This is a genomic window from Modestobacter italicus, assembly GCF_000306785.1.
In the GTDB taxonomy this organism is placed as follows: Bacteria; Actinomycetota; Actinomycetes; order Mycobacteriales; family Geodermatophilaceae; genus Modestobacter; species Modestobacter italicus.
The window spans coordinates 1,977,586-2,002,153 of record NC_017955.1 but is presented as its reverse complement, the minus strand read 5'-3'; the positions used below and the strand labels follow the sequence as shown (position 1 = coordinate 2,002,153).

Here is a 24,568-nt window from a genome sequence, read left to right as displayed (position 1 = left end):
GTGCACACCGTGCTGGCACGGGGTGGCGGGGGTCACGCACAGTGGGAGCCAGTCGTCCCTCAGGCTGGAGCACCCATGACCTCCTCGACCCCGGTCGAGCACCTCGACGTCCTCGTCGTCGGAGCCGGCATCTCCGGCATCGGCGCCGCGTACTACCTGCAGCGCGACCACCCGCAGCGCAGCTTCGCGCTGCTGGAGGCGCGCGCGGCCACCGGGGGCACGTGGGACCTGTTCCGCTACCCCGGCATCCGGTCGGACTCGGACCTGCACACCTTCGGCTACGAGTTCGCGCCGTGGCGGGACCCGCGGTCGATCGCCGGGGCCGACCGGATCCTGGACTACCTGCGCACGACCGCCGCCGAGCACGGCATCGACCGGCACGTCCGGTTCCACTCGAAGGTCGTCGCCGCCTCCTGGTCGTCGGCGGAGGCGCGCTGGACCGTCGAGGTCGAGCACACCGACACCGGCGAGCGGACGGCGCTCACCTGCAGCTGGCTGTTCTGCGCCGGTGGCTACTACCGCTACGACGAGGGCTTCACCCCGCACTTCGAGGGCCGCGAGCGCTTCGCCGGGCCGATCGTGCACCCGCAGCACTGGCCGGCGGACCTGGACACCACCGGCAAGCGGGTCGTGGTCATCGGCAGCGGCGCCACCGCGGTCACCCTGGTGCCCGCGCTGGCGGAGACCGCCGGGCACGTCACCATGCTGCAGCGGACGCCGAGCTACGTGCTGCCGGTGCCGGCCGAGGACAAGCTGGCCAACCGGCTGCGGAAGGTGCTCGGCGAGGAGCGCGCGTACCCGATCGTGCGGCGCAAGAACATCGCCAAGGGCCGGCTGGTCTGGCGGTTCTGCCAGAAGCACCCGGAGCGGGCCCGGGCGCTGATCCGCTGGGTCAACACCAAGCACCTGCCCGAGGGCTATCCGGTCGACGAGCACTTCAAGCCGCCGTACGGGCCCTGGGACCAGCGGCTGTGCGCCGTCCCGGACGGCGACCTGTTCCGCGCCATCCGGGAGGGGACGGCGGAGGTCGTCACCGACCGGATCGCCACCTTCACCGAGCAGGGCGTGCTGCTGGAGTCCGGCCGCGAGCTGGCCGCCGACGTCATCGTGACCGCCACCGGGCTGAACGTGCAGGCCTTCGGCGGCATCGGGCTGACCGTGGACGGCGCCGAGGTGCGGCTGCCCGAGACGGTCGCCTACAAGGGCGTGATGCTGTCCGGCGTGCCCAACCTCGCCTACGCGATCGGCTACACCAACAGCTCCTGGACGCTGAAGGTCGGGCTGCTCTGCGAGCACTTCTGCCGGCTGCTCACCCACATGGACGAGCACGGGTACGACGCCGTCCGGCCCGAGCTCGCCGACCCGGGCATGCCCACCCGCCCGCTGCTGGACTTCGGCGCGGGCTACGTCCGGCGCGCCGTCGACCAGCTGCCCCGGCAGGGGGACCGGGCGCCCTGGCTGACCTCGATGGACTACCGCACCGACGTCGGGCTGCTGCGGGCCGGCAACGTCGTCGACCCCGAGCTGCACTTCTCCCGCGCCGCCGTCCGGGCGGGGGTCGGCGCGTGACCGCCCCGACCCCCGACCCGGTGCTCGCCGAGGACGCCGCCGGCGACCGGTTCGTCGACCTGCCGGCCGGGCCGCGGCTGTGCTTCCGCACCGAGGGGCCCGACGCCGGCGTGCCGCTGCTGCTGATCGCCGGGCTGGGCATCGACCTCACGTCCTGGCCGCAGCGGATGGTCGACGGCTTCGTCGGGCGCGGCTTCCGGGTGGTCCGGTTCGACAACCGGGACATCGGCCGGTCGACCCGGATCGCCACCCCGCCGCCGGGCCGGCTGCGCCAGCTGCTCGCCCGGCCGCGGCCGGACGCCTACGACCTCGCCGACATGGCCGCCGACACCGTCGGGCTGCTCGACTCCCTGGGGATCGACCGGGTGCACCTGGTCGGGATGTCGATGGGCGGGATGATCGCGCAGACCGTCGCCGCCCGGCACCCCGCCCGGGTCGCCAGCCTCACCTCGATCTTCTCCACCACCGGGGACCGGCGGGTCGGGCAGCCGGCCCGGTCCACCCTGGCCCGGCTGGCCCGGGGCCCGGCCCGGACGGTCGAGGAGTCGGTGGAGCGGCACCTCGGGATGCTCCGGCACATCGGCTCGCCGACCGCGCTGCCCGACGACGACCTCGAGCGCGCGTGGGCCGTCGGGCTCTGGGAGCGCAGCGGCGGCGTCGCCGCCCGGGCCGGGGTGCCGCGGCAGATCAGCGCCATCCAGGCCTCCGGCGACCGCACCGCCGAGCTGCGGCGGATCACCGCGCCGACCCTCGTCGTCCACGGCTCGACCGACCGGATGGTGCACCCGACCGGCGGCCGGGCCACCGCCGACGCCGTCCCCGGTGCCCGGCACGTGGAGATCCCCGAGCTGGGCCACCACCTGGCGCCGGGCGTCGTCGACCAGCTGGTCGAGCTCAGCACCGACCTCGCCCGCAGCGCGGGCGCCCCCCTCCCGGCAGGAGATGCCCGATGAGCAGCGTCACCGGCAAGGTCGCCGTCGTCACCGGCGCCGGGTCCGGCATCGGCCGGCAGCTGGCCCTCGAGCTGGCCCGGCGCGGTGCCCGGCTGGCGGTGTCCGACGTCGACGAGGCCGGCCTGGCCGCGACCGCCGACCGGGCCCGGGCGCTGGGCGCCGAGGTGCTTGCCGCGCGGCTGGACGTCGCCGACCGGGCCGCCGTGCTGGCCCACGCGGCCGCAGTGGCCGATCACTTCGGCGTCGTCCACCAGGTCTACAACAACGCCGGGGTCGCCGGCGGCGGCACGGTGCTCGACAGCGACTGGGAGGACTACGACCGGATCCTCGGCATCAACCTCTTCGGCGTCCTGCACGGCACGAAGGCCTTCCTCCCGTACCTGGTCGCCTCCGGCGACGGGCACGTGGTCAACATCTCCAGCCTGAACGGGATCATGGCGCAGGCGTCGATCAACGCCTACAGCGCCAGCAAGTTCGCCGTCCGCGGGTTCACCGAGGCGCTGCGCAGCGAGATGCTGCAGGCCGGGCACCCGGTGCAGGTCACCGTGGTGCACCCGGGCGGGGTGAAGACCAACATCGCGACGGCGGCGATCGAGCGGGACCGGGAGCGCGGCGTGCTCACCCCGGAGGACGAGCGGCGGGCGCGGCTCTACAACGACAAGCTGCTGCGGATGCCACCGGAGCAGGCGGCGCGGACCATCGTGGCCGGCGTGGAGGCCGGCCGGCCGCGCATCCTGGTCGGCAACGACGCCAAGGTCGTCGACCTGCTGGTCCGGCTGCTCCCCCGCGCCTACCCGCGGCTGGCCGTGGCGTTCCAGCGGCGGGCGCAGCGGGCCTGAGCCGCCGGGCCGGTCACAGGCCCTTGCCGCAGGTGGGCCAGGCCCCCTTGCCCTGGGCCGCGAGCACCTTCTCCGCGACGGCGATCTGCTCGGCCTTGCTGGCCAGGTCCGCGCGGGCGGCGTAGGCCGCACCGCCATAGGCGAGCCAGGTCGACTGGCCGAACTGCAGGCCGCCGTAGTAGCCGTTGCCGGTGTTGATGCTCCAGTTGCCGCCGGACTCGCAGGCGGCGACGGCGTCCCAGTCGTGCGCGGCGGGTGCAGGGGCCGGCGCGGGCGCGGGGGCCGGTGCGGGGCTGGGCGTCGGCTTCGCCGGGGTCGGCCGGGCCGCGCTCGTCGGCGCCGGGGCGCTGGACGAGGGCGCGGCCGGGGTCTCGGCCGCCGAGGCCTCCGCCGCAGCCTGCGCGGCAGCGGCCTGCGCGGCCGCCTCCTGCTGCGCGGCCTCGTCAGCGGCGGTGCGCTGCTCCTGCAGGCTCACCAGGGTGGTCCGCGCCCGGTCGAGCTCGGTCTGGACGGTGGCCTGCTCGGCGGCGGAGGCGTCGGCCTGCCGGCGGGCGTCGGCCTCGAGCTGCTCGGCCGCGGCGAGGTCGGCGGCGGCCCGGTCCTCGAGCTCGGCCGCCTCGGTGAGCGTGTCCCGCGCCGCCGCCGAGGCGTCGTCGGCCTGCTGCTGGACGACGGTGAGCCGGTCCACGACGTCGGCCCGCCCCTGACCGACGGCGTCGAGCGGCGCGGCCCGCTCGAGCAGCTGGTCCAGCCCGCCCGACGTGACCAGCGCCTGCAGCCCCGGGGAGGTGCTGCCGTCCTTGTAGCTGCTCCGGGCGAAGGCGGCGACGTCGGCGCGGGCGCCGGTCAGCTGCTGCTGCGCCTGCCGGGTCGCGGCCTGGGCGGCCTCGGCGGCCGCCTGGGCGCGCTGGTGCGCGGCGAGGTCCTGGTCGTACGCCGCCCGGGCCGCGGTGGCGGAGGCGTGCGCGGAGGTCACCGCCTGCTCGGCGGCACCGGCCCGGGCCAGCAGCTCGCCGACCTCGGTCGCGGCGGCGTCCGCTGCCTGCTGCGCCGCGCTGAGCTCACCGTCGGTGGGCGCCTGCGGCGCCGCTGACGCCGACCCGGGGGCCGTGCCGACCGCGAGGGCCACGGCGACCGCGAGGCCGGCGGTGCGGCCGGCCAGCCGGCGGCGCACGGCCGCACTCGTCCCTGCTCCCTGGTGCACTGGTCGCCCTCTCCCCCGTGTGCCCGGCCCCCCTGCGGGGTCCGCCGCACGTCCCGGCGCTGACCGGATCGGCACGAACGCCCGGTCGCTCGAGCGTCCGGCGCGCGGACCCCTCCCTCCGGGTGACCCGCCCCTGCACCGTAGGTGCCGGCCGGTGCGGTCGCCCCGGCCGGGGGTGTCAGCCGCGGCGGCGGGCCCGGACGGCCTCGGCCAGCTCGGCGAGCAGCAGCTCCGTCGTCCCGGGGTCGACGCAGGCGTCGGTGACGCTCAGGCCGTACTCCAGCCGCTCCGGGTGCCGGCGGTCCAGGTCCTGCCGGCCGGCGACGAGGTTGCTCTCCACCATGACGCCGCGGATGGCCTGCTCGCCGCCCGCGATCTGCCCGGCCAGGTCGGCGACGACGTCGGCCTGCCGCCGGTGGTCCTTCTGGCTGTTGCCGTGCGAGGCGTCGACGACGAGGACCTCGGGCAGCCCCCGGGCCGCCAGCCGCCGCTTGGTGTCGGCGACGTGCGCCGCGGAGTAGTTCGGGCCGTCCTTGTCCCCGCGCAGGATGACGTGGCCGGTGTCGTTGCCCGTCGTCGACAGCTGGGCGCTGACCCCGTGGTGGTCGACGCCGAGGAACTCGTGCGGCGCCCGGGCGGTGAGCACCGCCGAGATGGCGGCCTCGATGCTGCCCTCGGGGGAGTTCTTGAACCCGACGACGGAGGAGAAGCCGGAGACCCGCTCGCGGGCCGTCTGGTCGGTGACGTTGCGCGCGCCGACGCCGTTGTAGGTGACCAGCCCGTTGACGTACTGCGGGGTGAGCGCGTTCAGCGGCTCGGCGGCCACCGGGACGCCGAGGTCGGTGATCTGGCACATCAGCAGCCGGGTGGCGACCAGCCCGACGCTGATCCGGCTGGACCCGTCGAGGAAGGGGTCATAGGCGAAGCCCTTCCAGTCGACCTCGGTGCGCGGCTTCTCGGTGTAGGTCCGCATCACGAGCTCGAGGTCGGCGCCGTGCCGCTCCCGCATCCGGGCGATGAACCCGGCGTACTCCACGGCGGCGGCCGGGTCGTGGATCGAGCACGGGCCGGCGATGACGGCCAGCCGGTCGTCCCGCCCGGTGACGATGTCGCCGACCGCGCGCCGCCCGTCGCGGGTCGTCGCCGCGGACCGGGCCGACAGCGGGACGACGGTCGCCACCGCCGCCGGGGTGACCACGACGCTCGAGCCGGTGATCCGGGCGTTGACCAGGTCGGAGAGGTCGACGTCGTCGACCGGCTCGACGCCCAGCCGCTGCGCGACCCCGGGCAGCAGCGCCGCCAGCGTCGCGTCGATCTGCCCGTTCACCTGCGTCTGGACCTCCAGCAGCTGGTCGGCGATGCGCGCCGCGACGTCCAGGACCCGGTCAGCCGGAATGGGAGCCTCCTCCATCGTCACCACCGCCCCCGCCTGCGACGGGGACGCGGACCCGCCGGGTCCGCCTCGACGGGGCCGCAGCACTCGCGCGGTCCCCCGTCGTGGAGAGCCAACCACAGCCGGGCGGGCGACCCGTCGGTCAACCCGGGTCGGCAGCCGCCTGGACGACCGGCACCCCGAGCTGCACCAGCCGGGCCACCACCTCGTGCGAGGGCGGGGCGTCGGTGACGATGCCGGCGACGTCGGCCAGCGGCAGCACGGTGAACGGCGAGGCCGCGCCGATCTTCTCGCTGCTGGCCAGCACGTAGGTGTCGGCGGCCCGCCGGGCGAGGGCGCGCTTCATGGCCGCCTCGTCGGCGTCCCCGGTGGTCAGCCCGCTGTCCGGGTGGACGCCGGTGACGCCCAGCAGGAACAGGTCGGCGTTGACCCCCGCCGCGGCCTCGACGGCGGCAGCCCCGCAGGTGACGGCGGAGTGCTTGAACAGCCGGCCGCCCAGCACGTAGACCTCCACGCCGGGGTGGTCCACCAGCGCGGCGGCGACGGTGGGGCTGTGCGTGACGACCGTCGCGACCAGGTCGCGCGGCAGCGCCGCCACGACGGCGAGCGCGGTGGTGCCGCCGTCGAGCAGGACGGTGCTCCCCGGTGCGATCAGCTGCACGGCCGCCGCAGCCACCCGCGCCTTGCTGTCCACGGCGACCCCGCGCCGGGTCGCGTAGTCCGCGACCGCGGGCGAGGCGGGGACGGCCCCGCCGTAGACGCGCTGGCACAGCCCGGCGGCGGCCAGCTCCCGCAGGTCGCGGCGGACGCTGTCCTCGCTCAGCCCCAGCTCGGCGGCGACGTCCTTGGCGATGAGCCGGCCGTCGCGGTGCAACCGGGTGAGCAGCAGCTCCCTGCGCTCGGGGACGAGCACGTCGGTCTCCTCTGCACGGTCCTTCACGTTGATGCCGGTTTGAGCGTACTCTCCCCCGCCATGACCACCACCGTGCAGCAGTCATTGCTCATCCTCATCGCGGGCCCGTACCGGTCGGGCACGGGCGGCGACCCCGCTCTCATGGCCGCCAACCTGGCCCGTCTCGAGCAGGCGGCCTGGCCGCTGTTCCGCGCCGGGCACCTCCCGGTGATCGGCGAGTGGGTCGCCCTGCCGGTCCTGCGCAGCGCCGGGGCGGACGTCGGCGACCCGCTGGCGGAGCAGGTGCTGTACCCGGCGGCCGAGCGCCTGCTGGCCCGCTGCGACGCGGTCCTCCGGCTGCCGGGCGAGTCGACCGGCGCCGACCACGACGTCGCGATCGCGCGGCAGCGCGGCCTGCCGGTGTACTCCCGCGTCGAGGACGTCCCCGCCGTCGCGGTCGGGGACGCAGCGTGACCGCGCCGGCCGCTCTCCGGCCGCCGGTGCCCGGTGTGGACGTCCCCGACGCGCGGGGCCGGACCGGCCTCGACCGGGCCGGGCGGGACCTGACCGGCAACCCGGACGTCCGCGTCCGGGACGTCGAGCTGCTGGCGGCCGGGTGGCACGTGCTGCGGCGCACCACCCTGGAGGTCCGCCGCAGCGACGGGAGCTGGCAGACCCAGCAGCGGGAGACCTACGACCGCGGCAACGGCGCCACCGTGCTGCTCTACGACCCGGACCGGCGCACCGTGCTGCTCGCCCGGCAGTTCCGCTACCCCGTGTACGTCAACGGCCACCCCGACGGGCTGCTGCTGGAGACCGCCGCCGGGCTGCTGGACGACGACGACCCGGCCACCGCGATCCGCCGCGAGGCCGCGGAGGAGCTCGGGGTGGTGGTCGGCGAGCTGCAGGAGGTGTTCCAGGTCTGGATGAGCCCCGGCTCGGTGACCGAGCGCCTGCACTTCTTCGCCGCGCCGTACTCGCCGCGTACGCGGGCCGCCCAAGGCGGGGGGCTGGCGGAGGAGGGCGAGGACATCGAGGTGTGCGAGCTGGCCTTCGACGACGCGCTCGCCGGGACCACCGACGGGCGCGTCGTCGACGCCAAGACGGTCATGCTGCTGCAGTGGGCGGCGCTGTCCGGGCCCTTCGCCGCCGCCCGCCGGGACTGAGCCGCACCCGAGTCCGACAGATTTCGAATCGATACCGTCTCGTTCACGGAGAGCGAGGACGCGCCAGCCCGTGGTTGACGTCCGGGTGCGCGCCCGCTTGCGTGGGCGTACCGGGCGCTGACGAGAGGCGTCCCGACGCCGGGGAGTGCGCATGCCGATCTGGACGGTGGGGACCACGAAGGGCCAGGACGAGCGGGTCGAGGCCGACCTGCTGACGACGGAGGGCGGCGCGCTGCTCGCCCTGTCCGACGAGGGGCTGCTGCTGCGGGCCTGGGCGCCGGGCCAGTGGCGCACGGTCGGCCACGTCACCGGCCGGGACGCCCACCCCGCCGGCACCGCGCACACCTCCGCCCCGGTGGTGGTCGGGCTGCCCCGCCGCTGACCGGGCTCCACCCCGGGGCGGCCGAGGCCGCAGGATGGGCCCGTGTGCACCGTGGTGGTCCGCTGGTCCGCAGGAGACCCCGTGCGGGTCCTGGCGCTGCGGGACGAGCTGACCAGCCGCCCGTTCGACGACCCGGGGCGGTGGTGGCCGGAGTTCCCGGACGCCGTCGGCGGCCGCGACCGGGTGGCCGGCGGCACCTGGTGCGCCACCGACGTCCCGAGCGGGGCCACGGCACTGGTCCTCAACCGGCCCCAGGGGCGGGCGGCCGCGCCGGGTGCTCCCAGCCGCGGGGTCCTGCCGCTGCTCGCGGCCACGCACGGGGTGGACTGGCGGGCGCACGTGCGCGTCGACGGGATGGCCGCCTTCCTGCTCGTCCTGGCCACGCCCGAGCGGCTGGTCACCTGGGACGTCGACGGCGACGTGGTGCAGGAGGTGGCGCACGACCCCGGCACGGTCATGGTCACCTCGGGTGGCCCTGAGGACCGCAAGGCCGAGCGGCACCTCGCCGCGTTCCGGGCCGCCGACCACCCCGCCGGCTGGCGCGCCCTGCTGCAGGACGGGCCGCCGTCCGACGACCCCGGCGCCCTGGTCGTGCGGCACGAGCGGGACGGCCAGGTGTTCGCCACCGTCTTCGGCGAGCTGCTGGAGGCGGCACCCGGACGGCTCCGGCTCTCCTCCAGCCGCGAGCCGTGGACGGGTGGCCCGTGGACCGACGCCACGTTCGCCAGCGGCTGACCAGCCGGCGCGCGGTCACCGGGTGCCGAGGTCCGGGGACAGCTCGTCGACCCGGACCTCGTGGCCGACCACCCGCACCGCGAGCTCGTCGAGGGAGGAACCCTCGGCGTAGGCGTGCGCGCGGAGCAGGGCCAGCGCGTCCGGGCTGGACAGCCCCAGACCGGAGTTCACGAAGCCCATCGCCTGCCAGACCCGGGACCGCCGTCCCGCGGCCGGGGTGTCCAGCCAGGCCGGCCCGTCGGGCTGCTCCCCACCGCGCCCCCCGGCCAGCAGCGCCGCGGCGACCTCCGCGGCGACGACCCGGGCGTCGAGCAGGCTGACCCCGGCGACGGCGTGCGGGGGGACGAGGTAGAGGTCGAGCGCACCGATGGAACGCAGCCGGCCGCCCAGGGGCAGCGAGACGGTGCCGCGCACCGTGGTCCGCGCCAGCAGGGCGTCGTGGAAGGCGGGCCACCGGGACCGGAGGGTCGGCTCGTCGGCGACGACGGTCTCGCCGGAGGCGTGGGAGCTGAGGCAGGGGCCGTCGCCGAGGGTGAACTGCAGGCGCTCCGCCTCCCCCGAGACCGGGTCGCTGGCGCCGAGCGGGAGCCGCCGGCCGCCGGAGAAGAAGAGGCCGATCCCGGCGCCGTCGACCGGCAGCACCTGCGCGCACGCGTGCGCGAGCCGCTCGGGCAGCAGCTCCACGCCGGGCAGGTCGGCCCCGGCAGCGGTCAGGGCGTCGTGGAAGTCCACGATGAGGGTCACGGAGCTCCCACGGCAGAGGCCGGCGCGGACGCGCGGCAGCGGGCCGGTCGGGCTCTCCGGCACCTCCTCATTGTCCCGCACACCGGGCACGGAAACCCCGTTCCGTCGCACGCGCCTCGCGCGCCCCACGGACTCGCGCGCGGCGCACGGTCAACATCTGACGAAGCGGACCAGTTCGTCTCGTCCCTCGATGTGGTCGCGCGGACCGACGTCATTCCGTTACCGTCTGTCTCAACACGGACGCGCACCGTTGCCGGCGACGAGCTGGCCCCGCACCCCGCATCCCCGTGGACCGCCACCGAGAGGAACGACGTGTCCCTGCCCCAGCGCTCCCCCGCTCCGGCCCTCCCCCGCCAGGCCACCTACGGCCAGCGTCCCTACACCCGGCCTGCCGTGCCCGGCGCCGGCCCGATGGGCCAGCGCCCCGTGGGCCCGCGCCCGATGCCGGCCGGTCCGGTCGTGCAGCGGCCCGCGCCGCGCCCGGCCGTCTCCTTCCTGACCGTGGCCGAGGTCGCCGCGATCATGCGGGTGTCGAAGATGACCGTGTACCGCCTCGTGCACGGCGGCGAGATGGCCGCCGTCCGCGTCGGCCGCTCCTTCCGCGTCCCCGAGACGGCGGTCCGCGAGTACCTGGCCGACGCCCGCACCGACGTCGCCTGACGCGGGGCTCGACTCGCAGCACAGGCACAGCCAGAGGGCCCGCCGACCACGGGGTCGGCGGGCCCTCGGGCGTCCGCAGGCCGGTCGTGTCGAGAACCGCGGACCGGTTCCGTCCCCGGGGTGCAGCGACCACGATGGGTCGCCACACCGAGGAGGACCACGATGGCCAAGTACCTGCTGCTCAAGCACTACCGCGGCGCGCCGGCAGCCGTGAACGACGTGCGGATGGACCAGTGGACGCCGGAGGAGGTCTCGGCGCACGTCCAGTACATGCACGACTTCGCCGCGAAGCTCGAGGAGAGCGGTGAGTTCGTCGACGGCCAGGCGCTGTCCGACCAGGGCATGTGGGTCCGGTACGACGGCGAGGGCCGACCGCCGGTCACCGACGGGCCGTTCGCCGAGACCAAGGACCTGATCGCCGGCTGGATGGTGATCGACGTCGACAGCGAGCAGCGCGCCGTCGAGCTGGCCGGGGAGCTGTCGGCCGCCCCCGGCTCGGGCGGGCAGCCGATCCACGAGTGGCTCGAGGTGCGCCCCTTCCTGACCGAGGCGCCGATGATCACGGAGTGAGCGCCCCGGTGGACGCCGTCCTGCTCCGGAGCCTGACGCCGGGGGTGCTCGGGGTCCTCGTCCGCCGCGGAGCCGACTTCGCGGCGGCCGAGGACGCCGTGCAGGACGCGCTGGTCGAGGCGCTCCGCGTCTGGCCGGCCGACCCGCCCCGCGACCCGAAGGGCTGGCTGGTCACCGTCGCCTGGCGCCGGTTCCTGGACGCGACCCGGGCGGAGGTCGCCCGCCGCCGGCGGGAGGACGTCGTCCAGGTCGAGCCGGCGCCCGGCCCCGTCCCGGCGGTGGACGACACGCTCCAGCTGTACTTCCTCTGCGCGCACCCCTCGCTGACCCCGTCGTCCGCGGTCGCGCTCACGCTGCGCGCGGTCGGCGGGCTGACCACCCGCCAGATCGCCCGGGCCTACCTGGTGCCCGAGGCGACCATGGCGCAGCGGATCAGCCGGGCCAAGCGCACCGTCTCCGACGTGCGCTTCGACGCCCCCGGCGACGTCGCCACCGTGCTGCGCGTCCTCTACCTGGTCTTCAACGAGGGCTACTCCGGCGACGTCGACCTCGTCGCCGAGGCGATCCGGCTGACCCGGCAGCTGGCCACCGCGGTCGACCACCCCGAGGCGGGCGGGCTGCTGGCCCTCATGCTGCTCACCTCCGCCCGGCGGGCCGCCCGGACCGCGCCGGACGGCCGCCTGATGCCGCTGGCGCAGCAGGACCGCAGCCGGTGGGACACCGCAGCGATCGCCGAGGGCGTGGCGGTGCTGCAGGCCGCCCTGGCCAGGGACCGGCTGGGCGAGTTTCAGGCCCAGGCGGCGATCGCCGCCCTGCACGCCGACGCGCGGACCGCCGCGGAGACCGACTGGGTGCAGGTCGTCGAGTGGTACGACGAGCTGGTGCGGCTCACCGGCAGTCCCGTCGTCCGGCTCAACCGCGCGGTGGCGGTGGGCGAGGCCGACGGGCCCCGCGCCGGCCTGGCCGCGCTCGCGGAGCTGGACGCCGGGCTGCCGCGGTACACCGCCGTCGCGGCGTACCTGCACGAGCGCGACGGCGACCTGGCGACCGCGGCCCGGCTGTACGCCGAGGCCGCGCACCGGGCACCGGACCTCGCCGAGCGGGACCACCTGACCCGCCAGGCCGCCCGGCTCAACACCCACCGCGCCGGTGGCTGACCCCCGGACGACGGCCGAGGTGTTCCGCCGGTTCGGCGAGGTCGAGGCCGCGCGGTCGCCGCTGCAGGCACGGGTCGCGGTGGCGCTGAGCAGATCGGACGACGCGCTGCGGGCGCTGGCGGCGGTGCCGGCCCGCAGGCGGCAGCCGGCGGTGGTCCTCGCCGCGCTGCACGACCTCGCCCTGGCCGGGCACGCCCCGGCCCTCGCCGCCGCGTACGCCGCCGGGGACGGCGACGCCGCCGCGGACGCGGCGGTCGACACGCTGCGGCGGGTGCCCGCGGCGGTGGCCGCCCTGGCCGTCCGCCGGCGGACCCGGCCCGACGAGACCGGGCACGCCCCGGTGCTGGCCCCGGCCGTCGCGGAGGCGGCCCGCCGGGTGGGCGCGGACGCGGTCGGGCTGGTCTCCGTCGGTTGCGGAGCCGGGTTCGACCTGGACGCCGGCCGGGTGGGCGTCACCTACAGCGACGGGCGGACGCTGGGCGACGCCTTGTCCCCGGTGCAGCTGACCGCCACCCGCGTGGGGGACCGGCCCGCCCCGACCCGCGCGGTGCCCCCGGTCGTCGCCCGGGTCGGCATCGACCGCGAACCGCTCGACGTCAGCGACCCCGACGACGTCCGGTGGCTGCGCGCCTGCCTGGCGCCGGACCGGCCGGAGATGGCTGCCCGGCTCGACGCCGAGCTGGCCCTGGCCGCGGCGGACCCGCCGCTGCTGCTGCGCGGCGACGCCGTCGCGCTGCTGCCCGAGGCCGTCGCCGCGGTGCCCGCCGACGCGCTGCCGGTCGTCACCTCCACCTGGGCGCTCTCCCGCCTCCCGCCCGCGGGACGGCTGCGGCTGCTGCACCGGCTGCAGGAGGTGGCCGCCGACCGGCCGGTGGCCTGGGTGGCCGTCGAGGGGGTCGGGGTCGCGCCGGAGGTCCCCACGCTCGGGGACAGACCTGCCTCGGGCCACAGCACCATCGGCCTGGTGGTCCTCGACGGGTCGGCCGTGCGCGCCGAGGCCCTGGGCCGCTGCTGGTCGCGGGGCCGGCTGCTGTCCTGGCTGGCCGCCCCCTGACCTGGGCGTCGACGCCGGGCGGCACCCGACCGGCCGTGCCAGGCTCGGCGCATGGCGACGACGGTGTACCGGGGAGCAGCGCTGGCCGACGGGACCGGACCCGAGCTCGTCCGGGACGTCAGCGTCCAGGTCGAGGACGACCGGGTCCGCTGGATCGGCCCGGCCGACGACGAGCCGGACCCCGGGCCCGACGCCGAGGTGGTCGACTGCTCGGGCGCCGTGGTCGTCCCGGGCCTGGTCGACAGCCACAGCCACCTGACCATGCCGGGCGGGGCGCACTGGGTCGACCGCGGCTTCGACCCGCCCGTGCGGCTGGTCGCGGTGGCCGAGGACAACGCCCGGCTGCTGCGGTCCGCCGGGGTCCGGTGGGCCCGGGACGTCGGCTCCCCGACGGGCACCGACCCCGTCGACGGCCGGGTCCGAGGCCTGGCGCTCGGGGTGCGCGACCGGTGGGCGGGCCACCGCGAGTACCCCTACGTGCGGGCGGCCGGCACCTGGATCTCCCAGCGGGGGTCGCTGCCCGGCGGGCTGGCGGTGGAGGTGACCGACGGGGACGCGCTGCTCGCTGCGGCCCTGGCGCAGCTGGACGACGGCGCGGACCTGGTCAAGCTCTACCTCGACGGTCCGGACGCGGACACCTCGCCGTTCACCGTCGACGAGGTGCGCCGCGTCGTGGCGGCCGCGGCCGAGCGGGGCGCCCGGGTCGCCGCCCACTCCAGCTCCCTGCCGGGCGCCCGGGCGGGGGCCGAGGCGGGGGTGGCCTCGCTGGAGCACGGCTTCACCCTGGACGCCGACGTCGCCGGGCTGATGGCCGCCCACGGGGTGGCGCTGGTGTCGACGCTCAGCGTGCTGGAGTCGTGGCGGACCTTCTCCCGGACGACGACGCTCCCCCGGTTCGCCGGCGAGGAGAGCGAGGCGCAGATCGCCGAGCGGCGCGAGCGGGCGCACGAGAGCGTGCGGCTGGCGGCCAGGGCCGGTGTCCTGATCGCCTCCGGCACCGACTTCGGGGGTGGCTCGACCCGGGCCAACCAGCTCGCGTGGGAGGTGGAGTGCCTGGTGGAGGCCGCGCTGGAGCCCTGGCAGGCGCTCGCGGCCGCCACCCGCAACGGCGGGCAGCTGCTGGGCGAACCGGAGGCGGGCGTCCTCCGGGTGGGCGGCCCCGCCGACCTCGTGCTGGTGCACGGCGACCCGCTGTCCGACCCTGCGGCGCTCTGGCGGGTCTGGCAGGTCAGCTGAGCCCTCCCGGCGGGAGGCACGTGCCACGATGCCGTCCGTGCAGCCTCCCGGAGTGGACCAGGTACGCCAGCGGATCGCCTCCTCCTCGGCGGCGGAGGTGGTCGCCGCGAGCACCCGGGCGGCCCGCGACGCCGCCGACCTCGGCGCCTTCCTCTCGGTCGCCGACGCACCGGAGCCCGGCACCGGCCCGCTCGCCGGCGTCCCGCTCGCGGTCAAGGACAACCTGGACACCGTCGACCTGCCCACCACCGGCGGGACCCCGGCCCTCCGCGGCTCCCGGCCGGGCCGTGACCAGCACGCGGTGGCGCAGCTGCGCGCGGCCGGCGCTGCGGTGATCGGCAAGACCAACCTGCACGAGCTGGCGCTGGGCATCACCAGCAACAACGCCGCCTTCGGCCCGGTGCGCAACCCGCACGACCGCAGCCGCTCGGCCGGCGGCTCCTCGGGCGGGTCCGCCGTCGCCGTCGCGACCGGGGTCGTGCCCCTGGCGCTGGGCACCGACACCGGCGGGTCGCTGCGGGTGCCGGCAGCGCACTGCGGGGTGGTGGGCTGGCGCCCGACGGTCGGCCGCTGGGGCACCGGCCGCACGGTGCCCATCTCCCGCACCCGGGACACCGCCGGGGTGCTCGCGACCTCGGTGGCCGACGTGGCGCTCGTCGACGCGCTCGTCACCGGCGAGGCCGCTCCGGCGCCGCCGTCGGGCCGGCCGCTGCGGCTGGGGGTGCCGCGCGAGGGGTTCTACGACGACCTGCACCCCGAGGTCGCCGCCTGCACCGAGCGGGCGCTGGAGCAGCTGGCCGCCGCCGGCGTCGAGCTGGTCGAGGTGCGGGTCGCGGACGCCCACGCGCTGGACGCCGAGTGCGGCTTCCCGATCGTCTTCGCCGAGCTGGCCCAGGACCTGCCCGCCTACCTGGCGACGCTGCCCGGACCGGAGCGCGGGCTCACCCTGGCCGACGTGCTGGCCCAGGTGGCCTCACCCGACGTCCGCGGCGCGCTCGAGGCCGCGGCGAGCGGGACCTTCACCGCGGCGGTGCACGCGCAGGCGCTGGCCACCCGGGAGCGGCTGCGCGCCGCCTACGCCGCCGCCCTGCGGCCCGCCGGGGCCGACCCGCTGGACGCCCTCGTGTACCCGACGGTGCCGCTGCCCGCGCCGCCGCTGGGCGACGACGACACGACCGAGCTCAACGGCCGGCAGGTGCCGGTCTTCCTGACCACCATCCGCAACACCGGTCCCGGCTCGACCGCGGGGATGCCGGCCCTCTCCCTGCCCGCCGGGACGACCCGCGCCGGCCTGCCCGTCGGCCTCTCCCTCGAGGCCCTGCCGGGCGGGGACGTCGCCCTGCTGGCGACCGCCCGCCGGGTGGAGACCGCGCTGGGGCGCTGACCCGCCGGGCTGCGATCATCACCGGGTGATCACCGACGACCGGACCGACCGCGCCTGGACCCCCGCCGCCGACCGCTACACGGCGACGGACTACCGGCGGGCCGGCCGCAGCGGGCTGCTGCTGCCGCCGATCTCCCTCGGGCTGTGGCAGAACTTCGGCGCCGACCGGCCGCTGGCCACCCCGCGGGCGATCCTGCGGCGGGCCTTCGACCTCGGGGTCACCCACATCGACCTGGCCAACAACTACGGCCCGCCCTACGGCGCGGCCGAGACCACCTTCGGTGCGGTGCTCGCCAGCGACCTGCGCCCCTACCGGGACGAGCTGCTGATCTCCACCAAGGCCGGCTACGACATGTGGCCCGGCCCCTACGGCGACGGCGGCTCCCGCAAGTACCTGGTGGCCAGCCTGGACCAGTCGCTGCGCCGCACCGGCCTGGACTACGTCGACGTCTTCTACTCCCACCGCCGGGACCCCGACACCCCGCTGGAGGAGACGATGGGCGCGCTGGACGCCGTCGTCCGGGCCGGGAAGGCGCTGTACGTCGGCATCTCCAACTACTCCCCCGCCGACACCGCCCGCGCCGCCGAGCTGCTGGCCGAGCTCGGCACCCCGCTGACGATGCACCAGCCCCGCTACTCGATCTTCGACCGGCACGTGGAGGCCGGCGTCCTCGACGCCGCCGCCACCGCCGGGGCCGGGGTCGCCGTCTTCTCCCCGCTCGCCCAGGGCCGGCTCACCGACCGCTACCTGAACGGGGTCCCCGAGGGCTCGCGGGCCACCCGCAGCGCCTACCTGTCCACCGACGACGTCACCGAGGACCTGGTCGCCCGGGCCCGGGCGCTGGACGAGATCGCCGGCGCACGCGGGCAGACCCTGGCCCAGCTGGCGCTGCGCTGGGTGCTCCGCGACCCGCGGGTCACCACCGCGATCATCGGCGCCAGCTCGGTCGCCCAGCTGGAGGCCAACATGCAGGCGCTCAGCGGCCCCGACCTCACCGCCGAGGAGGTGGCCGCCGTCGAGCCGTGGGCCGCCCCCTCCGGCAGCACCCTCTGAGCTGGTCGTGCCCGTCCGCGGTCACCCCGTCGTCCGCCCGGGCAGTCACCGGCGCGCTGCCCGGCGCAGTCGTCGTCCCTGACGGGCCCTGAGGCCCGGCGCGCTCGCGGGCCGCTCCCGGGCCGGGTCCGGCGTAAGGTGCGGGGTGCACGTGCACGTGGAGCAGCCGGCGTGCGTTCCCGGGGCCTCAGGTCGGGGTCCCTGCCGCGGTCACCCCCCCCCGGTGCCAGACGACCGGAGTTGGGCCATGCCGAGAACACCCCGTCCGAGCAGCGTCAGAGTCGTCGAGGTCGCACGGTGACCCCCGACGGGCGGCGCCGGCAGCTGGACGCGGCCCGGGTGCGGGTCGAGCTCACGCTGCCGGAGCTGTGGGTCCGGTACGCGGCGCTGACCGGCACCGGGGACGTGCTCGACCTCGACGGCTTCCTGCACGGGCTGACGCAGCTGGAGCCCGGGCAGCAGGACGTGCTCGCCCAGGCCCTCAACGAGGCGTTGGAGGACGAGTACCGGGCGCACCTCATCCCGGTGACCCACCCCCCGCTCGCCGCCGCCCCCGCGTGGCCGTGATCGTCCCCGGGCCGGCCGGCGCGCCTCAGCCGGCGCGCTGACCTGCGGCCTGTCGTCGGCGCAGGCTCGTCAGCAGCACCTCCCCGACGAGCGCGGCGGTGCCACCGGCGACGAGCGGAGCGCTCGCATCGACCCGGTCGACCAGCAGCCCGCCGACGACCGCGCCGCCCTACCTGGCGCCCTACTTCGCGGCCAAGGCGGCCGAGGACTCCCTGGCGGTCAGCTACGCCGCCGAGCTGGCCCGCTTCGGGATCGAGACCACCATCGTGGTGCCCGGGTCGTTCACCACCGGGACCAACCACTCCGCCCACGCCGGTCACGCGGCCGACGAGGCGGTGGCGGCCGCCTACGAGGGCCGGTACGCGGGCCTCATGGAGCAGGTCGGGGCACGGCTGGCGGAGCTGTCCCCGCCCGACGCCGACCCGACGGAGGTCGCCCGGCAGATCGTGGCGGCGGTGGACGCGCCGCGGGGCAGCCGGCCCTACCGGGTGCACATCGACCCGGCCGGTGACGGCGCCGAGGAGGTCTACGACGTCGGCGACCGGGTGCGGCGGGAGTTCTACGACCGCATCGGCCTGGTGGACCTGCTCACCCCGCGCACCGGCTGACCACCAGGCCCACCCCGCTCCGGCGGGGTGGGCCTGTCGGTCGGGGCCCCTACGGTGCCGGCATGGGCATCACGCTGCGTTCGCTCGAGGACGCCGACCTCGACCAGCTCCACGCGTGGGAGAGCGATCCCCGGGCTGTCGCGATGGCCGCCTTCACCCGGGCCGATCCCGCCGACCGGTCGTCGTTCGACGCGCACTACGCGCGCAACCGGAACGACCCGGACGTGACCATGCGGGCCGTCGACGACGACCACGGCCTGGCCGGGATGATCGCCAGCTTCACCGTGGCCGGCGACCGGGAGCTCACCTACTGGGTCGACCCGGCGCGGTGGGGCCGTGGGGTCGCCTCGGCCGCGCTGGCTGCGTTCCTGCAGGTCGAGCCGCTGCGACCGCTGTTCGCGCGGGTCGCGGAGCACAACGTCGGCTCGGCCGCGGTGCTGGTCCGGGCCGGCTTCGTCCACGTCGACTCGGAGGTCTCCCATGCCGCCGGTCTGGGTCGTGACGTCGTCGAGCACGTCTACCGGCTCGACGCCTGACCCGGCCCCACCCGGCTCAGCCCAGCGCCAGGACCAGGCCGGCGGCGACGAGGAGGGCAGCGGTGAGCCCGTGCACGCCCAGCGCGGTGGAGAGCCTGCCGCCGTGGGTGAGCACGATGACGGCGTCCGCGACCGGCGTGAGGGCCACGGCGACCAGGAACCAGCCCAGCGCCTCGCGTCCGGCGGCCGCCCAGACCACCAGCAGGAGCACCCCGGAGGTGATGTCGCGGACGCCCTTGGCCGCGGTCATGGCGCCGAGCCGGTCGGGGGCGACACCGAAGCCGATCATCGCCGCCCGCGGCGCGAGCAGGAAGCGGGCGCCGAGGCCGATGATGCCGACGCAGGCGGCGACGGCGATGACGAGTGCGGTGGTCTGCACGGCAGGGCCCTCTCGAGGATTGGCTATCAACGTTATATAACGATGCTAGCCTCTGTCCATGTCCCCCCGACCCGCTCCCGACCTGGCCTCCCGGCGCGACCAGGTCGTCCGCACCGCCCGGGAGGTGGCGGAGGCCGACGGCTGGGCCGCCGTGACGATGCGCCGCCTCGCGACGGAGCTCGGCGTCACCCAGCCGGTGCTCTACTCGGCCTTCGCCGGCCGCCAGGCGCTCGTCGACGCGGTGGCGCTGCAGGGCTTCGACGACATCGCTGCGGCGCTCGAGGCCGTCGAGGTCTCCCCGCTGCCGCGGATGCGTGCCTACCTCGACTTCGCGGCCGCCCACCCCCGCGTCTACGAGGCGATGTTCTCGCTGCCCTCAGGGCTGCCCTTCGCGACCGACGACACCCCCGAACCGCTCCGGCGCGCCTTCGCGGCCGTCCACGACGCCTTCCCCGACGCGGACGGCACCCGGGCGGAGGTCGCCTGGTCGGTCCTGCACGGCCTGGCCACCCTCCAGGCGGGCGGTCGGCTGCGCGCCGGCGAGGCCCCGGCGCGGCTCGACCTGGCGCACCGCATGCTCACCGACGGGGGGACCCGGTGATCCGCACGCTGGTCGAGGTCCTGGCCGTCCTGGCGATCACCGCGAACGGCGTCGTCCACGGCACCGACGTCTTCAGCGCGATCGTCCTGCGTCCCGCCGTCGCCGCGGTCGACGACCGCACCCTCACCCAGCTGCTCGGCCACGTCCACCGGATCGCCGACCGCCGCTTCCCGGTGATCGGCGCCGTCGGCCTGGTCGCCGCCCTGGCGACGACCGTGCTCGCCACCGCGGACGGGCGCGGGGTCAGCGCCGCGGCCGGGGCGTTGGCGGTCCTCGCCCTGGTGGTGTGGCTGGTGGTCTACGCCCGGGTCAGCAAGCCGGTGAACGCCGTCCTGACCGCTGCGGCGCTCGCCGACCGGGTGCCGGACGACGCCCGCGCGCTGCAGGCCCGCTGGGACTCCGTGATCGCCGCCCGGGTGGCGCTGCAGGTCACCGCCCTCGTCGCCCTCTGCGTCGCACTCGCCGCGGCCTGACCCCCGCCCGGCCCCGCGGTGGCCGGGTCGGGGGTGGGCCGGGGATCAGGCGCCGAACTGCCAGCGGCCGGCGCGCAGGGCGGCGATCACGCCGCCGTCGATCAGCAGGTCGGTGCCGGTGATGAACCCGGCGTCGGGGCCCAGCAGGAAGGCGGCCGCGGTGGCCACCTCGTCGGCCGTGCCGACCCGGCCGGCCGCGGAGACCTCGATCATCTCCCGGTAGCCCTCGGCACCCGGGCCGGACATCTCGTCGCGGGCCAGCGGGGTGAGGATGATGCCCGGGCTCAGGCAGTTCACCCGGGCGCCGCGGTCGCCCCAGGTGACGGCGGCGGCCTGCACGCGCAGGTGGTTGGCCTGCTTGGCGATCGCGTAGGCCGCACCCGAGTTCGGCACCGCGTCGGGGGCCAGGGCCGGCAGCGCCAGCAGCTCCTCGACCGGGGTGAACGCGAGCGCGTGGGCGGTCTCGGGGTCCAGCGGCGCAGGCATGTGGCCGGCCATGCTGGAGATGTGCACGCTGGCGCCGCCGGGGGCGATCACCTTGCCGAACTCCTCCAGGACGACGGCGGTGCCGTAGAGGTCGACGGCCAGGACCGCCTCGGCCGGAGCCTGCACCGGGGAGACGCCGGCGGTGCTGATGACCTGGACGACGTCGCCGAGGCCGGCGGCGGCCTGGGCCAGAGCCCGCACCGACGCGGCGTCGGAGACGTCGACGCGCTGGGTGGTGACGGTGTGGCCGGCGTCCTCCAGCGCGGTCCTCGCGTCCTGCAGGTTGGTCTCGCTGAAGTCGGCGAGCAGCAGGTGCTTTCCGGCGCCGGTGCGGCGGGCGATGGCCTGCCCGATGCTCCCGGCGCCGATGACGACCTGGACGGCGGTGGTCGAGGGGGTGCTCATGGTCCTTCTCGCTCTCGATCTGGCAGGGGTGCGCACGGGGTGACGCTGACGGCGACGACGTCGAGACAACCCCGGCTCCCGCGGGCGTGGGAGGACCTGCTGTGCGGTGTACTGGCAGGGCACCCCACCCGGGTCCCGCCCGGCCTACCGTCGGATCCGTGGACGCGGACCAGCTGCGCGCCGAGGTGCGCGACCTCCTCCTCACCCGCCGCGGCCGGATCACCCCCGCGGAGGCGGGACTGCCGGTCTACGGCGGCCTGCGCCGGGTGTCCGGCCTGCGCCGCGAGGAGCTCGCCATGCTCGCCGGGCTGAGCGTCGAGTACTACTCCCGGTTGGAGCGCGGCAACCTCCGCGGCGTCTCCGACAGCGTCCTCGAGGCGCTGGCCCGGGCGCTCCGGCTGAGCGAGGCCGAGCGCGGCCACCTCTACGACCTGGCCCGGGCCGCCAACGCCTCCGCGGGTGGGCGGCGCGCTGCGGTGCCGCAGCAGGTCCGGCCCGGCGTGCAGCGCATCCTCGACGCGATGACCGCGCCGGCGCTGGTCAGCAACGCCCGGATGGACTACCTCGCGGCCAACCGGGCCGGCCGCGCGCTGTACGCGCCGCTGTTCGACTCCCCGGTCGGGGTCAACGCCGCCCGCTTCCTGCTGCTCGACCCGCGCGGCGCCGAGTTCTACCCCGACTGGGACTCCGCGGTCGACGACGTCGTCGCGCTGCTGCGCACCCAGAGCGCCCGGACGCCGTGGGACAAGGTCGTCACCGACCTCATCGGCGAGCTGTCCGCCCGCAGCGAGACCTTCCGCACCCGGTGGGCCCGCCACGACGTGCGCCTGCACCTGACCGGGACCAAGCGGCTGCGCCACCCCGTCGTGGGCGACCTCGACCTGCGGTTCGAGACGATGGAGCTGCCCGCCGACCCGGGCCTCGCGCTGCTGGTCTACACCGCCGAGCCCGCGTCGGCGACCGAGCAGGCACTGACCTTCCTCACCAGCTGGGCAGCGACCCAGGACCAGCCGGCACCCGACCGCGCGCGCTGACCCGCGGCACGGTCGACGGCCCGGGGTCGGGAGGATCAGCGGGAGAGCCGCTCCAGCCAGCGGTCCCAGACCTGCTCGGCGGCGCCGACGAGCGGGCCGGCGTCGCCGAGGCCGGCGGGCACGACCGGGGGCGGGTCCAGCCGGCGGATCCGCATCAGCCCGTCGTGGCACGCCCCGGCCAGGTCATCCGGGGCCGCGGCGAGCAGGTCAGCGGCGCCGCCGCCCAGCGTGACGACCTCCGGATCGAGGGCGTTGACCAGGCCGGCGATGCCGCGCCCGAGCGCAGCCGCCGTGGTGGCCACCGCAGCGCGGGCGGACCCGTCCCCGGCGGCGGCCCGGGCGACGACCTGCCGCGCGTACCCCGCCGGGTGCCCCGGGGCCGGTTCACCCAGCAGCCGGGCGAGCGCACCGCCGTCGACGGCGGTGCCCCAGCAGCCGTGGGCCCCGCAGGGGCAGCGCACCGCCGGGTCCCCCAGCGGCAGGTGCCCGAACTCCCCGGCCGTCCCGCGCGCCCCGCCGACGAGCCGGCCGCCGTCGACGAGCGCCCCGCCGAGCCCGGCGTCGACGAGCAGATGCAGCGAGGACCGGGCGCCGGCCGCCGCCCCCCGCCGCTGCTCAGCCACCGCGGCCAGCGTCGCGTCGTTGTCCGCCACGACCAGCGGCCCCTCCGGGTCGAGCACCGCCAGGTCGACGTCGGTCCAGCCCAGCCCGACCGCGTCGAGGTACCGCCCGTCCAGCACGACACCGGGCGCGGAGACGCCGAGGCCCAGGACCCGGTCGCCGAGTCGTGCCCGCAGCCGACCGACGGCGTCCCGGAGCGCGCCGAGCACCACCGGGGCGGGTGCCGCGCCGTGCTGGCCGGTCAGGGTGCCGATCGAGACGCCGCCGAGCTCGACGGCGTCCACCCGCCACGACGCGTGCGAGATCGCCGCCGCCAGCACGACCGGGCCCTCCGGGTGGGCGGTCAGCTGCCGGGTCGGGCGGCCCCGTCCGCCGGCCGGCGCGGGCGCCCCCTCGGCGAGCAGCCGTTCGGCGACCAGCCGGCCGACCACCTCGGTGGCCCCGCCCGAGCCGATGCCCAGCAGCCGGCTGGCGTCGGCGCGGCTCAGCCCCGGCTGCCGGTGGGCCGCGGCGAGCATGGCGACCGCGCGCTCGGGCAGCGCTCCCATCGGCTCCTCCTCTGCAAAAGCTCCACTCCGGAGTTTAATGAGTCCCGTGACCACGCCCACCGCGTCCGCCACGACCGCTCCCCCGCACGGAGGACGACGCGTCGCCGCGGCGCTCGCGGTCCTCACCGCGGCCACCTTCGCCGCCGTCACCGCCGAGACGCTGCCGGTGGGGCTGCTGTCGATGATCGCCCGCGACCTCGGCACGACCGAGTCCCGGGTCGGGCTGCTCGTCTCCGCCTACGCCGTCGTGGTCGCGGTGGCCTCCCTGCCGCTCACCGCCCTGCTCAGCCGCTGGCCCCGGCGGCGCGCGCTGACCGTGCTGCTGGGCGCCTACGCGGTGGGCAACGCCGTCTTCGCCGCCACTGACAGCTACGCCGTGGCCGTGGCCGCCCGCCTGCTCGCCGGGCTGGCGCACGCCGGGTTCTTCTCCGTCGCCATCGGCGCCGCGGTCAGCCTGGTCCCCCGGGACCGGGCCGGGCGGGTCACCGCCTGGGTCTTCGGCGGGGTGACGCTCGCCTTCACCCTCGGCGTGCCGGCCGGCACCGCACTGGGGACGGCGGTCGGCTGGCGCTGGGCGTTCGCCGGGATCGCCGCCGTCCTGCTGCTGCTGGCCGGCAGCGCAGCCGCACTGCTTCCGGCCTCGGCGCCACCGGCCGCGGCCGACCCGGCGCCGGTGCGCCAGGTGCTGCGCCGCCGCCCGGTGCTCCTGGTCGTCGCCATCAGCGTGGTGCTCACGCTCGGGCACTACACCGCGTTCACCTACGTGTCCCCCGTCCTGAGCGCGGCGGGCGTCGGCACGGGCTCGATCAGCCTGGTGCTGCTCGGCTACGGGGCCGCCGGCGCGCTCGGCCTGGCGCTCGCCGGTGCGCTGGCCGACCGGTTCCCGCGACCGGCGCTCGCCGGTGCGGTGCTGGTCGTCGTGCTCGCGCTCGGCGCGATCGGTGCGTCGGGCACGTCCGTCGTCGTGACGGTGGTGGCCACGGTGGTCTGGGGGGTGGCCTTCGGCGCCCAGCCGACGCTGTTGCAGACGGCTGCCCGCCGGGCGGCACCGGATGCCGGGGACGCCACCCCCGGGATCACCAACGCCACGACCAACATCGGCATCGCCGGAGGTGGGCTGCTCGGCGGCCGGGCCCTGCTCCTCGCCGACCCACCGGCGCTCGCCCTCACCGGCGCGGCGCTGGCCGCCCTCGCGCTCGTCCTGGTCCTGCTGTCGGCACGACCTGCCAGCGGCTGAGCCGGCCGATCGGTCGCGGGACGCAACCGACCGGCCCGGCGGAGCACCACCGGCGCTAGATTCGCCCCGCCCGGTCGTGGG

Annotated in this window: 28 protein-coding genes; 21 read left to right on the top strand and 7 right to left on the bottom strand. The window is 76.7% G+C overall.

The features are described 5' to 3' along the window. Positions 1-75 precede the first annotated feature (75 nt). Genes MODMU_RS09845 through MODMU_RS09835 form a run of 3 tightly spaced genes read left to right on the top strand, consistent with a single transcriptional unit; the run spans position 76 to position 3,361 of the window. Positions 76-1,569, top strand: coding sequence for a flavin-containing monooxygenase (locus MODMU_RS09845; protein WP_014740078.1), 1,494 nt, complete (start codon positions 76-78; stop codon positions 1,567-1,569). After that, complete coding sequence (locus MODMU_RS09840; protein WP_014740077.1) at positions 1,566-2,522, top strand: alpha/beta fold hydrolase; 957 nt, start codon at positions 1,566-1,568, stop codon at positions 2,520-2,522. The genes MODMU_RS09845 and MODMU_RS09840 overlap by 4 nt, the downstream gene beginning before the upstream one ends. Then, positions 2,519-3,361 (top strand): SDR family NAD(P)-dependent oxidoreductase, encoded by an 843-nt coding sequence (locus MODMU_RS09835; RefSeq protein WP_014740076.1) that lies wholly within the window; start codon positions 2,519-2,521, stop codon positions 3,359-3,361. Before MODMU_RS09840 ends, MODMU_RS09835 begins: the two co-directional genes overlap by 4 nt. Before the next feature lie 13 nt (positions 3,362-3,374). Here the strand turns inward: MODMU_RS09835 and MODMU_RS30010 are convergent, their stop codons facing one another. The 3 genes from MODMU_RS30010 to MODMU_RS09815 form a co-directional block, all read right to left on the bottom strand. Next, positions 3,375-4,535 carry a transglycosylase family protein gene (locus MODMU_RS30010; protein WP_269454063.1) on the bottom strand — a complete coding sequence of 387 codons (1,161 nt, stop codon included), beginning with the start codon at positions 4,533-4,535 and terminating at the stop codon, positions 3,375-3,377. Positions 4,536-4,743: 208 nt separating this feature from the next. Beyond that, a complete protein-coding gene (locus MODMU_RS09820) occupies positions 4,744-5,976 on the bottom strand; it encodes a 3-deoxy-7-phosphoheptulonate synthase (protein ID WP_083869711.1) in 1,233 nt (410 codons plus the stop codon). Between the two features lie 124 nt (positions 5,977-6,100). Further along, a complete protein-coding gene (locus MODMU_RS09815) occupies positions 6,101-6,871 on the bottom strand; it encodes a DeoR/GlpR family DNA-binding transcription regulator (RefSeq protein WP_014740073.1) in 771 nt (256 codons plus the stop codon). A gap of 60 nt (positions 6,872-6,931) precedes the next feature. Between MODMU_RS09815 and MODMU_RS09810 the strand changes: the two genes are divergently transcribed. The 4 genes from MODMU_RS09810 (at position 6,932) to MODMU_RS26915 (ending at position 9,133) form a co-directional block, all read left to right on the top strand. Next, the gene (locus MODMU_RS09810; protein ID WP_014740072.1) at positions 6,932-7,324 is read left to right on the top strand and encodes a hypothetical protein; all 393 of its coding nucleotides are present in this window, start codon (positions 6,932-6,934) and stop codon (positions 7,322-7,324) included. Beyond that, complete coding sequence (locus tag MODMU_RS09805) at positions 7,321-8,016, top strand: NUDIX domain-containing protein (protein WP_014740071.1); 696 nt, start codon at positions 7,321-7,323, stop codon at positions 8,014-8,016. The genes MODMU_RS09810 and MODMU_RS09805 overlap by 4 nt, the downstream gene beginning before the upstream one ends. 151 nt (positions 8,017-8,167) lie before the next feature. Continuing rightward, positions 8,168-8,398, top strand: coding sequence for a hypothetical protein (locus MODMU_RS09800; protein ID WP_014740070.1), 231 nt, complete (start codon positions 8,168-8,170; stop codon positions 8,396-8,398). Between the two features lie 81 nt (positions 8,399-8,479). Then, on the top strand, positions 8,480-9,133 hold the full coding sequence (locus MODMU_RS26915; protein ID WP_014740069.1) for an NRDE family protein: 654 nt from the start codon (positions 8,480-8,482) through the stop codon (positions 9,131-9,133). A 15-nt stretch (positions 9,134-9,148) separates the two neighbouring features. Here the strand turns inward: MODMU_RS26915 and MODMU_RS09790 are convergent, their stop codons facing one another. Next, positions 9,149-9,877, bottom strand: coding sequence for an ANTAR domain-containing protein (locus tag MODMU_RS09790; RefSeq protein ID WP_041796372.1), 729 nt, complete (start codon positions 9,875-9,877; stop codon positions 9,149-9,151). 312 nt (positions 9,878-10,189) lie between these two features. On the opposite strand from MODMU_RS09790, the gene MODMU_RS30300 reads away from it, so the two are divergent. From MODMU_RS30300 to MODMU_RS09740, 10 genes are all read left to right on the top strand, one after another. After that, complete coding sequence (locus MODMU_RS30300; RefSeq protein ID WP_014740067.1) at positions 10,190-10,537, top strand: helix-turn-helix domain-containing protein; 348 nt, start codon at positions 10,190-10,192, stop codon at positions 10,535-10,537. Positions 10,538-10,699: 162 nt separating this feature from the next. Continuing rightward, a complete protein-coding gene (locus MODMU_RS09780; protein WP_014740066.1) occupies positions 10,700-11,107 on the top strand; it encodes a YciI family protein in 408 nt (135 codons plus the stop codon). Continuing rightward, positions 11,104-12,264 (top strand): RNA polymerase sigma factor, encoded by a 1,161-nt coding sequence (locus tag MODMU_RS09775; protein ID WP_014740065.1) that lies wholly within the window; start codon positions 11,104-11,106, stop codon positions 12,262-12,264. The genes MODMU_RS09780 and MODMU_RS09775 overlap by 4 nt, the downstream gene beginning before the upstream one ends. Beyond that, positions 12,257-13,318 carry a DUF2332 domain-containing protein gene (locus MODMU_RS09770; RefSeq protein ID WP_014740064.1) on the top strand — a complete coding sequence of 354 codons (1,062 nt, stop codon included), beginning with the start codon at positions 12,257-12,259 and terminating at the stop codon, positions 13,316-13,318. Before MODMU_RS09775 ends, MODMU_RS09770 begins: the two co-directional genes overlap by 8 nt. Before the next feature lie 51 nt (positions 13,319-13,369). Continuing rightward, positions 13,370-14,554, top strand: coding sequence for an amidohydrolase family protein (locus MODMU_RS26910; protein WP_014740063.1), 1,185 nt, complete (start codon positions 13,370-13,372; stop codon positions 14,552-14,554). 52 nt (positions 14,555-14,606) lie between these two features. Beyond that, positions 14,607-15,938, top strand: coding sequence for an amidase family protein (locus tag MODMU_RS09760; RefSeq protein WP_014740062.1), 1,332 nt, complete (start codon positions 14,607-14,609; stop codon positions 15,936-15,938). A 25-nt stretch (positions 15,939-15,963) separates the two neighbouring features. Beyond that, the gene (locus MODMU_RS09755) at positions 15,964-16,992 is read left to right on the top strand and encodes an aldo/keto reductase (RefSeq protein WP_014740061.1); all 1,029 of its coding nucleotides are present in this window, start codon (positions 15,964-15,966) and stop codon (positions 16,990-16,992) included. 297 nt (positions 16,993-17,289) lie between these two features. Beyond that, the gene (locus MODMU_RS09750) at positions 17,290-17,559 is read left to right on the top strand and encodes a hypothetical protein (RefSeq protein WP_014740060.1); all 270 of its coding nucleotides are present in this window, start codon (positions 17,290-17,292) and stop codon (positions 17,557-17,559) included. Between the two features lie 98 nt (positions 17,560-17,657). Then, a complete protein-coding gene (locus MODMU_RS09745) occupies positions 17,658-18,167 on the top strand; it encodes a Rossmann-fold NAD(P)-binding domain-containing protein (RefSeq protein ID WP_014740059.1) in 510 nt (169 codons plus the stop codon). A gap of 62 nt (positions 18,168-18,229) precedes the next feature. After that, positions 18,230-18,703 (top strand): GNAT family N-acetyltransferase, encoded by a 474-nt coding sequence (locus MODMU_RS09740; protein ID WP_014740058.1) that lies wholly within the window; start codon positions 18,230-18,232, stop codon positions 18,701-18,703. Positions 18,704-18,719: 16 nt separating this feature from the next. Here MODMU_RS09740 and MODMU_RS09735 read toward each other — a convergent pair whose 3' ends face one another. Continuing rightward, a complete protein-coding gene (locus MODMU_RS09735) occupies positions 18,720-19,082 on the bottom strand; it encodes a DUF4267 domain-containing protein (protein WP_014740057.1) in 363 nt (120 codons plus the stop codon). Positions 19,083-19,140: 58 nt separating this feature from the next. On the opposite strand from MODMU_RS09735, the gene MODMU_RS09730 reads away from it, so the two are divergent. Both MODMU_RS09730 and MODMU_RS09725 read left to right on the top strand, forming a co-directional pair. Then, complete coding sequence (locus MODMU_RS09730; protein WP_041795147.1) at positions 19,141-19,683, top strand: TetR/AcrR family transcriptional regulator; 543 nt, start codon at positions 19,141-19,143, stop codon at positions 19,681-19,683. Next, entirely contained in the window at positions 19,680-20,156 is a 477-nt protein-coding gene (locus tag MODMU_RS09725) for a DUF1772 domain-containing protein (protein WP_014740055.1), read from the top strand. Before MODMU_RS09730 ends, MODMU_RS09725 begins: the two co-directional genes overlap by 4 nt. Positions 20,157-20,201: 45 nt before the next feature. Here the strand turns inward: MODMU_RS09725 and MODMU_RS09720 are convergent, their stop codons facing one another. Continuing rightward, positions 20,202-21,047 carry an SDR family oxidoreductase gene (locus MODMU_RS09720; protein WP_014740054.1) on the bottom strand — a complete coding sequence of 282 codons (846 nt, stop codon included), beginning with the start codon at positions 21,045-21,047 and terminating at the stop codon, positions 20,202-20,204. Between the two features lie 158 nt (positions 21,048-21,205). Here MODMU_RS09720 and MODMU_RS09715 point away from each other — a divergent pair, with 158 nt between their 5' ends. Beyond that, entirely contained in the window at positions 21,206-22,081 is an 876-nt protein-coding gene (locus MODMU_RS09715) for a helix-turn-helix domain-containing protein (RefSeq protein WP_014740053.1), read from the top strand. Positions 22,082-22,116: 35 nt separating this feature from the next. Here the strand turns inward: MODMU_RS09715 and MODMU_RS09710 are convergent, their stop codons facing one another. Continuing rightward, complete coding sequence (locus MODMU_RS09710; protein WP_014740052.1) at positions 22,117-23,250, bottom strand: ROK family protein; 1,134 nt, start codon at positions 23,248-23,250, stop codon at positions 22,117-22,119. Positions 23,251-23,296: 46 nt separating this feature from the next. On the opposite strand from MODMU_RS09710, the gene MODMU_RS09705 reads away from it, so the two are divergent. Continuing rightward, the gene (locus MODMU_RS09705; RefSeq protein ID WP_014740051.1) at positions 23,297-24,487 is read left to right on the top strand and encodes an MFS transporter; all 1,191 of its coding nucleotides are present in this window, start codon (positions 23,297-23,299) and stop codon (positions 24,485-24,487) included. The last annotated feature ends 81 nt before the right edge of the window (positions 24,488-24,568 follow it).